The following is a 13,500-nucleotide window of genomic DNA, read 5'->3' on the forward strand; positions in this document are numbered from 1 at the left end:
TTATTGTTCGTGAAAAGTGAGTCGAAGGTGTTCGTTGTCGATTTTTTCGACGCTTGTATGGTTGTTGAAATACTTATCCAAGCCTTTGATTAAAGAAATAAGCAGGTCTATCAGCCCACGGCTTGATTGATAATGAAGCAGCAGGACATTATCGGATTCCCACCGGTATTGAAAGCGGGGTGGATGCGCATTGGGAATGCGCTTGGTTACGATGTCGTGAATGAAGTCCAGCTTTGTGATGAAGTCTTTGGTACTTTTAGGACCTATAAACAAAGCTTTGTACACTTTGGGGGCATAATGCAGGCACCAATATTCGCCAAAGTCATCGAAGATTTGCTGGAGTGATACGCCACATACCTCAGCGCTTTTGACAAAGAGCTGTACACTGAGTTGCTCGTCTATGTCTTTATCGATTTCCAATGCAAAGTGGTGGGTTGCCGGCAGGTCGCAGCGGCGAAGCACCTCTTGCCAGTTTGCTTGTCCGTATTTCTTTGCTATGGTTTCTTCTAAGCAGGTTAAAATAGTTCCTTTCATCGTAGTAGAATTTTATGGTTTTTTGGGGTACTTCACACTTCATGCTTGGGCAGAACAATGATAAACTCGGTTCCTTTGCCTACTTCGCTGTGTACTTCTATTTGTCCGCCGTGTTTGTCTATAATGGAATGCACGATGGCCAGCCCCAAGCCGGTGCCCACACCTACGGGCTTGGTGGTAAAGAAGGGCTCGAAGATGCGCTGCAGCTTGTCCTCGGGGATGCCCACACCGTTGTCTTTGATGCGAATGACGACGTTTTCTTGTTTGTCTTCGGTGTAAATTTCTATTTTGCCGTCAGTGCGCTCTTCGGGAATTGCCTGAATGGCATTGCTTATCAGGTTCATGAATACCTGGTTGAGCTGCCCGGGATAGTGGGCAAATGGTTTTAACTCAGGGTCGTAATACTTTTTGATTTCAATGCGGTTTTTGTATTTGTTTTGCAGCAAAATGAGGGTAGAGTCGATGCCCTCGTGGATGTCGGCTACTTTGCGCTCCTCTTCGTCGAGGCGGGAGAAGGTGCGCAGCCCTTTCACTATTTCCATGGTACGGCTGGCGCCTTTGGCTATGTCGCCCACCAGCGCATGAATATCTTCTTTCACTTCTTCGAAGTCTATTTCTTCTTTCAGGGCTTCTACCTTTTCAAGCTGAGCCAGCAGTTGTTGATAATCGGCTTTGAGCGGATGCAGGGCTTCGTAAGCATCAACTACTTCAAACATATCCTGCAGCAGCATACGCAGTGTGTCGATACCATTGTACACGAAGTTGATGGGATTGTTGATTTCATGGGCGATGCCGGCCGTGAGTACACCCAAAGATGCCATCTTTTCCGATTGAATAAGTTTGGTTTGCGCCTCTTGCAGCTGTTTGACCAGCACTTCCAGCTTTTGCTTGGTTTCTTGCTCTTCCTTCAGGGCCCGCTCCAGCTCTTCCCGGGTTTTGAGCAGCTGCTCACTTTGCTCGAGTGTTTGCATGAGTAGCTCGCGCATCTGCTCCTCGTTTTCCTCCAGTAGTTTTTTGCTTTCTTGCTCTTTTTTCAACAAAGACTCCAGTTCTTCCCGGGTTTTGAGCAGCTCTTCACTTTGGGCAAGCGTTTGCTCCAGCAGCTCGCGCATCTGTTCCTCGCTTTCTTTGATGCGCTGGTTATACAAGTGCTGCTCGGTAATATCTTGAATGACGCCGCCCCCTGTAATCACCCCCGTTTGCGGATTCCGCTTGGCATAAGCCGTAGTGCGTGTATAGCGTATGTCGCCTGTGTCGGCACGCCGCACGCGGAATTCAACGGTGTCTTCAAACTCGTCGGAGTTGAGTGCCGCTGACAGCTTTTCAAGCACGTGGGCATGGTCCTCGGGCAGCACGAAGCGCTGCATCCATTGCATGAAATTGAAACGGTAGCCGCCTTCTGCCTCGGCGTTCGTGCCCAATATTTGATAATATTCGTCGGTAAGCGTGAGATAGGCTTCTTCGCCTTTTGCTTCGAAGGACCAAGCCCCCAGCTTGCCAATGGCAAATGCTTCTTTCAATTGTCGTTGTGTGCGGTACAACTCCTCGCCGGCTGCCAATTGCTCATCCATGAGTTGCAGCAGCTGCTGTTCCGATTCCTGCAGTTTGCGGTTCTTTTCTTCAAGTTCTTGCCGGGCAAGCAACAGTTTTTCGGTAGTCTCCAGCTGTTTTTGCAAGGCAGTGCGCATCTGTTCTTCGGTTTCTTTCAGACGCCGGTTTTGCGACTCTATCTCCGCCACTTGTCTTTCGATGGTGTTAACTACCGGACGAAAGAAGCCATAGGCCAAGAAGGGCAGCACTGCCAGTATCATAAGCCCTACGCCGTAGGTGGCAACGCGCAAAGTGTAAAGCTGATCGCTTGGCTCGATGCCTTGCGCCAGCAGGGTGGCCTCCAGGTCGTTTACAGTGACTTGGGTAATGACTTCCGCCAAAAGAACCAGACCGGCAATAACATACAGGGCTGTTTTGTAGGTGTTTCTCAGGTTGGTGTATCTGTTCATATTGTTTGTCTTGGGTTTATTTTTACAGCGATGCTTCTACTTGTTTGTCAAGTGCTTCGAGTGTTTGGATTAGTTTTTCAGATAATTGCTTCATTTTTTCATACTCTGCCCCGGCTTCGTGCAGCTGCTTGTGTATTTCTTCCAGCTGCTGCATGTCCTTCAGCTGTCCGTATTTTTCCATTCCTTGCGCGTAAATCCATTTCCCGAGGCGGCAGTCTGTGTGAGAGAGCACTTCTTCATGGCTAAGGCTCTCTTTGCCTTCCAGGTAGTTGAGCAGCCTGATACGCCAGTTGATATGATTGGCTTTGGCTGTTAAAAAGTCTATGTTGCGCATAGTTTGAAATATTTTACGGTTTAAAAATATGTATATTTCTTCTCACAGTTTGTTTCTTTCGACGAAAGAAATGCTATGTAAGACCAATAACCATTGTGAAACGATAAAAGTGTCAACGTCAATAAAGGAGTGTACTAAAAAACCGGTGGAGTCGTTTTGTTATGAAAATAGCTATCTTTGCAAGAAGATAGAAAAAATCAAATAAAAACTTAAAACAATGAAAAAAGGCATAACTACATTGGGCATCAGCCTGTTGTTGGCAGCAGCTGCCCAAGCACAGTTGGCATACCCGCCCATGAAGGCGGCAGCACAAATAAAACAAGAAGAGCCGCCAAAAAACTGGTTCAACCTGGACAACGAGCAAGACGGCGTGAAGGGGATGAGCGTGGAGCGTGCCTATGCCGAACTGCTGAAAGGCAAAAAAGGACGTACGGTCATTGTGGCGGTCATCGATTCGGGCGTGGATATAGAACATGAAGACCTGCAGGGACATATATGGACCAATGAGGATGAAATCCCCGGCAATGGCATCGACGATGACAAAAACGGCTATATCGACGATGTGCACGGATGGAATTTCATAGGCGGTAAGGATGGAAAGAACGTGTATCATGATACTTATGAGCTTACCCGCTTGTATGCTGCTTACAACAAGCGTTTTAAGGAGGTTGACCCTGCCACCTTGAGCGGAAAAGACAAAGAAGATTATGACCATTATTTAGAGATAAAAAAAGCATACGAGCAGGCTTATGCAGAGGCAAAACAGCGCTATCAGCAATTTATGAGCATCTATGAGCCTTTTGCTGATGCTTGTAAAAAGCTGAAAGAGCGTCTGAAAGTAGATGAGCTGACCCCCGAAGTACTCAACGAACTCGAAGAAGACGAGCTGCAAGAAGAAAAAGCCACTTACTTATATCTCACACAAATGCGTGGTTTGTCGGAAGCTGACATGGAGGAGTATAAAAGCTACTTCGAGGGGCTCATGAAGTATGGTTATAACCCCGACTTCAACCCGCGCACCATTGTAGGCGATAATCCCGAAGACATCAACGACCGCTTTTATGGCAATGCCGATGTGGAAGGACCGGACGCCACTCATGGTACGCATGTAGCCGGCATCATTGCTGCCGTGCGCGGCAACGGCATTGGTATGGACGGCGTGGCTGACAATGTATTGATTATGCCGGTGCGGGTGGTACCCGATGGCGACGAGCGCGACAAAGACGTGGCTTTGGGCATCCGCTATGCGGTAGATAATGGGGCACATATCATCAACATGAGCTTCGGCAAAGCTTACTCGCCGCACAAAGAGTGGGTAGATGAAGCCATTCGCTATGCCGAATCGAAAGGTGTTTTATTGGTGCATGCAGCCGGCAACGATGGTAAAAATACCGATGTAGAGCCCAATTTCCCTACCAAGTTTTTTGGTAACGAACGCAACGATGACCAACAGGCGCAAGCCTGGTTGGAAGTAGGGGCTTCTTCTTGGGCAAACGACCCCAAAGAGTTTGTGGCGTCATTTTCTAATTACGGAGACAAAACTGTAGATGTTTTTGCGCCGGGTGTAGCCATTTACTCTACTGTACCCAACAACCAATACGAAGACCTGCAAGGCACCAGCATGGCATCGCCTGCCACTGCCGGGGTGGCTGCGCTGATTATGTCTTACTATCCGGAGCTGACAGCCCGTCAGGTAAAAGACATCATCATGCAGTCAGTGGTGAAATACGAAGGCATGGAGGTGAACAAACCCGGCAGCCGTAATGACATGATACCTTTTGATGAATTGTGTATATCAGATGGTATCGTGAATGCTTACAAGGCGGTGCAGCTGGCAGAAGAGATGACACAAGGGAAGGGGAAAAAGAAAAAGAATAAAAAGAAAAGAAAAAACAAGAAGCGTAAATAAACCTTAGGTAAAGAAAGCAGGAAGCCGGGTGCGTTGGTGCCCGGCTTTCCTGTTTTGATAGGCTAAAGCGAAACAGGCATTTTATGTTCTCTTCGTCCTTCCGGGTGCTCTCCCTTTTATGTTTTCAAACCTTCCTCTTCACGCTTTCGAGTCTTCCCTTTGGGCTTTCGGGCATCCCTTTTGTCATTTCGGGCATCCCCTTTGTCATTTCGAGCGCAGCGAGAAATCTCTTTTGCTTCTTGTGGCTTGGCTTGATGGGAGCTCTCACTCGCTTCGCTCGTTCGAGATGACAAGCTAAGCCTATGTGGGGGCCATCCTTTCTTTGTCATATTGTCCCTCTTTCTTTAAGCCGCTTTTTGTTCTTTCAAGTACTCTCCATTTTCATTTCGACTCTCCTCTTTTGTCATTTCGAGCGCAAGCGAGAAATCTCTTTGCTTTTTTGATTTGGCTTGGTGAGATTAAGATTTCTCACCTCACTACGTGAGGTTCGAAATGACAAGTTACACTTCGCTTGTTCGAGATGACAAGCTACATTGAGCAGTGCCGCCTGCCAAATAAAAAAGAGCTGCCTTAAAGCAGCTCTCTTACCCATTCTTGCTAAAAAAGGTTAATCATTGTCTTGTTTATCGAACGATACGCGCAAAGTAAAACGCAAGGTTTCTGCCAAGGGGTGGTTGCGCTGGGTAGGAATCAAATAGGCTGCATCGATACCAAATACTTGATAGCGCGCCCCCAAGCCAACGGAGAAATACTTGCGGTCGCCTTTGTTTTTATGCTCGGTAGCATAGCCGGCACGTGCAAAAAAGAGGTCTTGATAGCTGTATTCCACGCCAAAATTGCCTACAAACTCTTGCAACTCTTCCTTGAAGCCGCCCGGGGCGTCGCCAAAAGAGCGGAAAATGCCTTGCAGGAGTGTTAAGTCCCTCGGGTCTTGCCCCTTTACTATGTTGCCTTGGCTGTCCACCTGAGGCGGCGTAGGCACCAGCAGTTTGTTGGCATCGATAAGGAAGGTTACCTTGTTGTAAGGGTCCAAATGCAAGCCTATGGCCGTGCCTATGCGCAAGTTGGTAGGAATGAAATCTTTCACATTGTCGTCTGAATAAGACATCTTGGCGCCTATGTTGCTGATATTCACACCAAAGGCCAGGTCCACTTCCCGGTTGCCTACATTCAGCCCTTGGCGGCGGTAGAAAGCAGCCACATCGGCACCGGCACTGTTGCCCGGTTTGGCTTGGCTTGTTTGGGAAGTGCTCACGTTGCCGGCAATATTCGAGTGGATGAAGAAACCGCCCACTGCCATGGAGAAATACTCGGACAACAGTACGGAATAGTGTGCCCGCACGGCAAATTCACGCGGGCGGTAATCACCCAGCGATTGGTTGTTTTGGTCGGTGAATTGTATGTCGCCCAGGTCAAAATAGGTCAACGAAAGGTCAACGGCTTGGCGTTCATCCCACTTATAATAGCCCGAGAGGAAGGTAAGCGACATGTCGTTGACCAGCTTGCGCAGCCAAGGAGAGTACGAGAGTGACACTTCTGCTTGTTTTTCGGCAAAAGCGATGCGGGCAGGGTTCCAATAAGCCGCATTGGCATCGGCATCCATGAGCGCCACGCCGGCATCGCCCATGCCGGCAGAGCGGGCATCGGGGGCTATGTTCACGAAGGGAACGGCCGTAGTGATGGGACGCTTGGTGGTGTCCTGTCCGCTAATGACAGGTGCCGGACTGCCCTGCCCATAGCCGGCATACAGGCTGCTGCCTGTCAGTAAAATGCTAATCCACAATTTTTTCATCGGGTTCTTCCTGTTTGATTTCACTTGAGTAAAGAGGTGTTTCATAAGCAAAGAAAGGCTGCTTTATTCATTTTTTATGATTTTTCCTGAATAGACGACTTCTCCTTTCGGGGCACGTAATATAAGACGGTAAATATACAAACCATTTGGCAAATTCGACAGATTGCCGCTTTCTATTCGCCACCTTTGGGGGGCGTGAGGATGATAAGCGGTGAGGGTGGCGGCTTTCTGCCCCATATTGTTGATAAGCTCAATTTGTGCATTCACTGCTTCGCCGGCTACATCGTGGGCTACCATCCAGCTGAGCGAGCTGCCGAAAGGGTTAGGATAGGTTTCTACCGTGTGGATATGCACACTTTGGCTGTCGCTGACAACGAAACGGATATTGGCTTCGGTGGGATTCATGTATGTATCCCAAGCCAGCAGGCGCAGGCTGTGTTCGCCCGGCGGCAAGTCGGAGAGGGGGTAGCGCAAAGTGCCGCGTGTGTAGTCATCGCGGTCGGCAAAATAGTAGTTGCCCGCCCGGAAGGTGAGAGAGTCATCGAGTATGAGCACAATACCTTGTCCGCGGCTGCTGCCTGTCAGGTTGATGCCGTGTTCGTCGTAGAAGCGGGCATACACCACGGAAGAAGCGGGCACCATGTCGCCATTGCGGAAGGTAGAGTCGTTCATGTATAAGTCAATGCGGGGGGGCGTGTTGTCTTCGGGATAAGTGGAAGCCGTGCCACCCACGCGCAGCCCGGCAGTGCCACCACCGGCATCTATGTTGCGGAGCGTGTCGGCTGCATACAAACTCAGCTTGCCATAGCCTTCGTAGTATTGTATGCCTTTGGGTAAGACAAACCGAAAGCTGAACTGCCCGTTTACAACGCTTGCTTTGCCCTGAAAGAGCAGATTGTCGTAGCTGTAATAAGTCATGGGCGGGTTGCCCTGCGAGCCTTTGGTTTGCAGGGAAGTGGCTTTATCGAAAAAACGTATGCTCAATTCGCCGTCAAATGCGAGGGGTTGCCCGTTGTCGTCGGTGATGCTGCCTTCCATATGCACTTCTTCCAATGCCGATAATACTTCGTTTTGTGTGGCAGTGGCATAATCCATGCCGTTGATTCGTGTAAGGGTGATTTGATAACGCGGGTAGGCAAGTCGCAGGGCAGGGTCGCCCAGCAGGCTGAAGTTGCGGTTCACCACGCCGGCCAGACTGTTGTTTTTGGTGATGCGCATCAGGTCGCCCAAACGGGGCAGCTCTCCATCTACCGGTGTAAAGAGGGCTTCATACAGTTTCTGGTTCAGTAAGAAGTTGGTACTGGCATAGACGGGTCTTGTGGTGGTCAGCAAGCCTATGGCACCGCCCCCGGCACGCAGGATGGCTTCTTCGGCAGCCGACTGCAACGAAGGGTCATCGTAGCGCCCAAATTCACAGGTGGCAGTAACCATGAAAGGGTAGTGGTTTTGCCAGTTCCACCGGTCCCGTATGTCGTTGTAGGTGAGTATGCCTTCTTGCGTCCAGCCAAACTCGCTGCCGTGCCCGCTGTAATTGAGCAACAAACTGCCCCGCTGTAGGAGACTGTACAGCTCTTGCCGTGCGGCCGGCGATATTTCGCCTGAGGGTGTGCTTTGCTGCTCGAAAGCATCGAGCAACAGGCGGTGTGCAATATAGGCGGGGTGGTTGCTTTCCAAATAAGCAGCCAGTTGGTCGGCATCGCGCTGATGCTGGTTGTTGTCGCCGTCGTCGCCTACCAACACAAACTGCTGCCGCCAGTCGCCCAGGAAGCGGTTTCCGGTAGTGTAGGCAATGATTTTGTCTACCACGTTTTGCGCTTCCTGCAGACTGTTGCACGGAATGCGCCCTATGCCTATGTCAAGCGTATGTTCATCGGCAGGGGTAAAAAGAAAATTCTCTTTCCATTCGCCTTCATTGCTTTCCAAAAAGCCGAAGTAGTCATCCGAAGAAAAGCTATATACCGGGTGAAGGGATTGGCGCGACTCGTAAGTAGGCACCAGGCTTTGAGAACGTGTGTTTTCCAATAAGTGACGGTAGTCATAGGAGGCATCGCCCATCAACAGCAGGTAGCGCAGGGTGTTGGGGCTTCGCTCATAGAGCATACGCACGAAGTCGCGCAGCGCGGTAGGGTCCTGCTTGCCGCCCGAAAACTCATGATATACTTGCCGGATACTTACCACAGCTACGCTCATGCCGTCGTGTTGGCGGTGATGCTCGGCCAGTTTTTCGGCAGCGGGCAGAAAGTCGGGATATGCCACAATCAACAGTTGAGGGGTGGGCAGGGCATGAAGGTTTTGTTTTTCAATGGCTTCTATGCTTGCCGCCGTAAGGAATGGACTGCCTTGCCATGCTACGAAGAAACGGGGGGCGCCACCGGAAAAGAAAAAAGACAGCTGTGCGTTTTGCCGGACGGCAGCCATTTGCTTTACTTCAAAGGGGTTGCTGATGTCCCACACTTTGGCATCGCTTTGTGCACCTTCTATCACAAAGCGGTAGTTGCCGCCGTTTAGGGTTTGCAAGTTGGTAAAGAAAAGGGTATCGTCGGCAGCATACAAGCGGGCTAATCTTTTGCCGCGCAGTTCAATATAGTTTAAATAAGCCTTGAAGGCATTGTTGGGGTACGACAGCGAAAGCTGTAGTTTGTCGTTGGTGATAAGCGAGCGCGGCACCACATAGTTGCCCGTGTCTTGTTTGGCTTTGAAGTCATATTTGCTGCCTGAGACAGGAGGCAATGCAAGTTTGCCGATGGCTTGTCCGTTGGCGGTAATATCGAGAGCCGAGGCAGTGGTGGCGGTGCCGGCAGCCACTATGCGCAATTGCAGGTCGCTGCTTAGGCCGGGCAGTTCGAAGTCCCAACTGTAGGTACGGGTGACAAAAAACATTTCGCCATACCATTCCCTGCCCGAGCCTGCCGAAAATTCGTTTTTCAGTATGTTTTGAGCGTCTTTTTCATAGTGTAAAAAATAATCATAGGTGGTCAGGATTTGGGCGTTACTACTTGAACCGGCGGTTTCGGTTATGCGCTTTCCGTTGCCTTGCGAGTGGGTGAGGAAATAATAGTTGTACTTGTCATAAAGATGCTGCTCGTAGCGCAGTTCACCGGCTTGGTCGTCGTAATAGAGGCGGGAGGGGGCTTCGCCATAAAAAAGAATGTAGTCGCCGGGGTCGAATTTACCGTCTTCTTCGCCTGCTACACGTATGGCTACTTCTTGTAAATCACCGGGGCGGGGAGCGCTGTTGGCTTGCGGAAGCATGCCGCTGCCATGTGCATACAGACGCAGGCTGCGCGGGTCAAGGGCATCTACCGGCAAGCCGGCTTCTTTCAGTTCGTTGTAAGTGATTTTGTAAAGCCCCCGTTGCATGATGCCTATCTTCCACCACTCGCCTTGTGCCAGTACAGAAGAGGGAGCAAATTGTGCATGGGCAAGGTGCTGTGTCCCTAAAAACAGCACCAACAGAAGGTATTTTAACTTGTTTAGCATCTTTTAGTTTTGCTTCATTTCGTGTGTGAATACAACAAATAATATGCGAAGTAAGCCAATTTAACAAAAGAAGACGTCATGTTTTAAAACCAGAAATGAAATACATAGTTCTGCTTTTCTATTTGAAATCCTGCTTTTTCATAGAATTGTATTGCTTGGCGGTTGTGATATTGGGTGTTGAGGCGCAGGAAACGGCAGCCGGCCTCCCGTGCTCTGTGGGCGGCGTGTTGCAAGAGGCAGCGCCCTACGCCCTTGCCCCGCTCCGGCAAATCCACCGCAATCAGTTCTATGTAAGCGGTTGGGGGGGTGCTGCGCAATGCCAACAGGGCGGTGGGGTGTTGAGGGGTGCCGGCTATCCATACGCTCGTGTCGGAAGCCTTCAGGCAGCGTGCAATCCAGTGGCGGTACAGCCGCTCAAATTCCTGATTCCGGAAGTGAGGGTCCAGGCGAAAGCGGGAGTGTGTACCGCTTAACAAAGCGAGTGCCTCCAGGCGGGCCGTAGCGTGGGGCAGTGTATATTGACTTATACTACAGGCTGCACCGGTAGTTGCCGGGCTTGCTTGTCCTTGCAAGGGGCAGACGAGGTGCACTTTGTGGTCGGTCCACAAGCCACCGGACGCCTGCATGGGCTCAATAATACCGCTTTGCACGGGGGTATATACATACAACAAGCGGATTTGCTTTTGTCGTGCTTCATCCATCAGCGCAGGAATATGGGAGGCAAGGGCATCCGCTTGCTCAAAAACATATTTTCCAACCGGATAACCGAAGAAATCACTGTCCCAGTGTAGTATTTCTATGCTCGTGGGTTTGTACATTGACAGTTTCCGAAATGACGTAAAGAGGGCGCCCCTGAATGCCCTCGAATATTTTACCTATGTAAAGCCCCAGCAAGCCCATGCACATGAGCAGCACCCCCGCCAAAAACCATATGGATATAATCAGGCTGGCATAACCCAACACGGTGATGTATCCTAAAAAATAACGCACCAAGGTGATGATGCTGAACAAGAAAGCAAGGGCAGCCAGCCCCAACCCCAGCTGTATGACCAGCCACATGGGGCGCGCCGACTGCGCCAGCATGACATCCACAGCCAGGCGCAGCAGCTTACGCAGGTCGTAGGTGCTGTGGCGGCCGTCGGGGCGTTGCCGGTGTTTGATGTCTATGGTTTTGGCTTTGAAGCCGGTCCATTGTACCATGGCAGGAAAGAAACGCACGGGCTCGCGCATGCGGCGCAGCGTATCCACCACTTTGCGGTGATAAATGCCAAAGTTGGCAATGCTTGGGTCGTAGCGGCGCCCGCTGAGCCAATGGAGCAGGCGGTAAAACAGGCGCCCGCCGGCTTGCTTATAAAAAGCGTGCCGCCGTTGTACACGCCGGGCAAGTACCATGTCGCAGTTGCCTTCAATGGCTGCTTCCCAGAGCGAGGCAATGGCTTCGGGTGGGTCTTCCAGGTCGCAGTCCATGACTACCACCCACTCGCCCCGGGCTATGTCCAAGCCTGCTGTGATGGCGTGGTGCTGTCCGAAATTGCGACTCAAGCGCACGGCTTTGATGTGTGCGTGTTTGCTTGCTTGTGCCTGCATGTATGGCCATGAGCCGTCGCTGCTGCCGTCATCTACCAAGATGATTTCAAACGGGCAGCCTATGCGCGCCATGACTGCATGGAGCTGCTCCAGCAGTGCCGGCAATACACCTTCCGCTTCGAATACCGGGCTTACGATGGACAAGGTGGGAGTGGATGCCATGGGGTTATAAACTGCTTTCGTCGGGCAACGAAGATACAAAAAAGCAAAGTTTATATACCAACCGGAGCAAAAAGGTGTTCCTCTTTGTCATTTTGAGCATCATTTTCTGTCCTTTCGAGCGCAAGCGGGAAGTCTCTTTTTGCTTCTTGTGGCTTCTTGCGATGAGATTGAGATTCTCACCTCACTGCGTTCGGTTCGAAATGACATACTACGCTTGCGTTCTGTGAGAAATGGCAGGTGTTGTTTGTGCTCTGTTCGAGATGATAAAAAAGCTGTTTTGTTTGTTTGAAGTTCTTGTCCGGTGTGTGTCTGGTTTTGTGTGATTTTTTTAACAAAATTACTTGCATGGTTTTTTTTTTTTTTTTTAGACTTGTGCTGTCAAGGTTCGAGCATCTTTCGACATACGATGCCGGCTTAGTATGTTGGGAGGTGTTTGGATATTGACCCGGTACCGATAATCATTTCTAAATCATGTTGAACATTAAAAACTTAGAGAGTCATGAAAAAAGTATTGGTTTCATTACTGATTCTTACAGCCACTTCACCCATTATTGCCAATAACGGTGGTGGAGGTGATGAGAAAGAGAAAAAGCAAGAAAAACAAGAAGTAGTTAAGAAAGAGCAATCAGTGGTGCAGGAAGAAAAAGCTACTAACGAGCAAGAGTCCGCTCTTCGATGCAAAATAATTACAGAAGACGGTAGCATTTACAAATGCTGGTTTTGCGACTGTGCTGAGCTTGCAGCAGTTGCTAACGCTCAATAAAGCTACTGCTTAATTTAATGTAGGCATAATAATTTTTTCCGGGTATCTGGCACAGATACCCGGAATCTTCCGTGAATGCAAAGAAAGCAAAGCACAATGCCAAAATGTTTACTATTATGAAAAAAGGGGTCTACAACTTACTACTTTTATGGTGTTTTGGTTTGTCTTCTTATCATGCTATTGCGCAAACCAACAAGGGAAGCGCCGAAGGCTTGCATATCGTGTATATTTATAAGCGCAGTGCTCTCGATTTGCCTTCGGAGATGCATGCATATTTTTCTGCCGAGGTAAACTTCCTTCAGCAATACAAACCGCCACGGACCTATACACCGGAAGAGGTAATTGGGGCAAATACCCAGGTGAGTGAACCGGCGGAATATTGGAAGATGTGTGTTGATTATTTGAAAAAACAAATTATTTATCAGCGTACTTTCGACGATTCTTCCAAAATTTATGCTGTTGAGCCTTTGATGAATTTGCAATGGAAATTCACCGGTAGAAAAAAAGAGATTTTGGGGTACCCTTGCGAAGAAGCTGTGATTACCATAGAAGAAGCCAAGAAGCATCCGCTGCTGGCTTATAAATTCAATTATAGTGTTCATGAATATCATTTTTGGTACACTACTGCCATTCCCGCCAAAGACGGTTATTTGTTTTTTACCGGTTTGCCCGGGGTGGTTTTAGAGGTTGATTATAGTAACCCTGATTCGGGAAAGTATCACCGTGTGTTGGTGGCAGATAAAATAGAAAAGGTAGGTTTCCCGAAAACTGCCTGCGGAGCTTTGACAGAAGGGGTGCCTGTAGCGTCACTTAAAGAGGCTTACTACTGGAACTTCTACCAAAAGTATATTGGAAAGTCCAAAAAGAAGAAGAAATAACAACGAAGCCGGGAAGCCCGCTATCAGGGCTTCTTTGTTTCTATGGTGGTCCTTAAAGCTT

At 49.4% G+C, this 13,500-nt stretch carries 10 protein-coding genes; 3 read left to right on the forward strand and 7 right to left on the reverse strand.

Annotated features, from left to right (window positions below):
• From K384_RS03680 to K384_RS03690, 3 genes are read right to left on the reverse strand one after another with little or no spacing between them, the layout of a single operon-like run.
• A complete protein-coding gene (locus K384_RS03680; protein ID WP_038029562.1) occupies positions 1-534 on the reverse strand; it encodes a heme NO-binding domain-containing protein in 534 nt (177 codons plus the stop codon).
• A gap of 32 nt (positions 535-566) precedes the next feature.
• Positions 567-2,534 carry an ATP-binding protein gene (locus K384_RS13270; protein WP_051633096.1) on the reverse strand — a complete coding sequence of 656 codons (1,968 nt, stop codon included), beginning with the start codon at positions 2,532-2,534 and terminating at the stop codon, positions 567-569.
• Between the two features lie 22 nt (positions 2,535-2,556).
• Positions 2,557-2,868 (reverse strand): CZB domain-containing protein, encoded by a 312-nt coding sequence (locus K384_RS03690; protein ID WP_038029565.1) that lies wholly within the window; start codon positions 2,866-2,868, stop codon positions 2,557-2,559.
• Positions 2,869-3,085: 217 nt separating this feature from the next.
• Here K384_RS03690 and K384_RS03695 point away from each other — a divergent pair, with 217 nt between their 5' ends.
• Positions 3,086-4,777: a S8 family peptidase gene (locus K384_RS03695; RefSeq protein WP_051633097.1), complete on the forward strand. Its 1,692-nt coding sequence runs from the start codon at positions 3,086-3,088 to the stop codon at positions 4,775-4,777.
• Positions 4,778-5,384: 607 nt separating this feature from the next.
• Here K384_RS03695 and porV read toward each other — a convergent pair.
• From porV to K384_RS03720, 4 genes are all read right to left on the reverse strand, one after another.
• Complete coding sequence (gene porV / locus K384_RS03705) at positions 5,385-6,569, reverse strand: type IX secretion system outer membrane channel protein PorV (protein ID WP_038029569.1); 1,185 nt, start codon at positions 6,567-6,569, stop codon at positions 5,385-5,387.
• Between the two features lie 63 nt (positions 6,570-6,632).
• On the reverse strand, positions 6,633-10,049 hold the full coding sequence (gene porU, locus K384_RS03710) for a type IX secretion system sortase PorU (protein WP_038029571.1): 3,417 nt from the start codon (positions 10,047-10,049) through the stop codon (positions 6,633-6,635).
• A gap of 83 nt (positions 10,050-10,132) precedes the next feature.
• Entirely contained in the window at positions 10,133-10,867 is a 735-nt protein-coding gene (locus K384_RS03715; RefSeq protein ID WP_038029574.1) for a GNAT family N-acetyltransferase, read from the reverse strand.
• Positions 10,824-11,798 carry a glycosyltransferase family 2 protein gene (locus K384_RS03720; protein ID WP_038029575.1) on the reverse strand — a complete coding sequence of 325 codons (975 nt, stop codon included), beginning with the start codon at positions 11,796-11,798 and terminating at the stop codon, positions 10,824-10,826. Before K384_RS03720 ends, K384_RS03715 begins: the two co-directional genes overlap by 44 nt.
• 499 nt (positions 11,799-12,297) lie before the next feature.
• Between K384_RS03720 and K384_RS03725 the strand changes: the two genes are divergently transcribed.
• Together K384_RS03725 and K384_RS03730 are read left to right on the forward strand one after the other, a co-directional pair.
• Entirely contained in the window at positions 12,298-12,561 is a 264-nt protein-coding gene (locus K384_RS03725) for a hypothetical protein (RefSeq protein ID WP_038029576.1), read from the forward strand.
• 116 nt (positions 12,562-12,677) lie between these two features.
• A complete protein-coding gene (locus K384_RS03730; RefSeq protein WP_169737609.1) occupies positions 12,678-13,439 on the forward strand; it encodes a GLPGLI family protein in 762 nt (253 codons plus the stop codon).
• The last annotated feature ends 61 nt before the right edge of the window (positions 13,440-13,500 follow it).

It is taken from the genome of Thermonema rossianum DSM 10300, assembly GCF_000426825.1.
Taxonomy (GTDB): domain Bacteria; phylum Bacteroidota; class Bacteroidia; order Cytophagales; family Thermonemataceae; genus Thermonema; species Thermonema rossianum.

Bases quoted from the DNA above. Each gene is read 5' to 3' on its own strand.
- K384_RS03680 (WP_038029562.1), bottom strand. From the start codon at position 534: ATGAAAGGAACTATTTTAACCTGCTTAGAAGAAACCATAGCAAAGAAA.
- K384_RS13270 (WP_051633096.1), bottom strand. From the start codon at position 2,534: ATGAACAGATACACCAACCTGAGAAACACCTACAAAACAGCCCTGTAT.
- K384_RS03690 (WP_038029565.1), bottom strand. From the start codon at position 2,868: ATGCGCAACATAGACTTTTTAACAGCCAAAGCCAATCATATCAACTGG.
- K384_RS03695 (WP_051633097.1), top strand. From the start codon at position 3,086: ATGAAAAAAGGCATAACTACATTGGGCATCAGCCTGTTGTTGGCAGCA.
- porV (WP_038029569.1), bottom strand. From the start codon at position 6,569: ATGAAAAAATTGTGGATTAGCATTTTACTGACAGGCAGCAGCCTGTAT.
- porU (WP_038029571.1), bottom strand. From the start codon at position 10,049: ATGCTAAACAAGTTAAAATACCTTCTGTTGGTGCTGTTTTTAGGGACA.
- K384_RS03715 (WP_038029574.1), bottom strand. From the start codon at position 10,867: ATGTACAAACCCACGAGCATAGAAATACTACACTGGGACAGTGATTTC.
- K384_RS03720 (WP_038029575.1), bottom strand. From the start codon at position 11,798: ATGGCATCCACTCCCACCTTGTCCATCGTAAGCCCGGTATTCGAAGCG.
- K384_RS03725 (WP_038029576.1), top strand. From the start codon at position 12,298: ATGAAAAAAGTATTGGTTTCATTACTGATTCTTACAGCCACTTCACCC.
- K384_RS03730 (WP_169737609.1), top strand. From the start codon at position 12,678: ATGAAAAAAGGGGTCTACAACTTACTACTTTTATGGTGTTTTGGTTTG.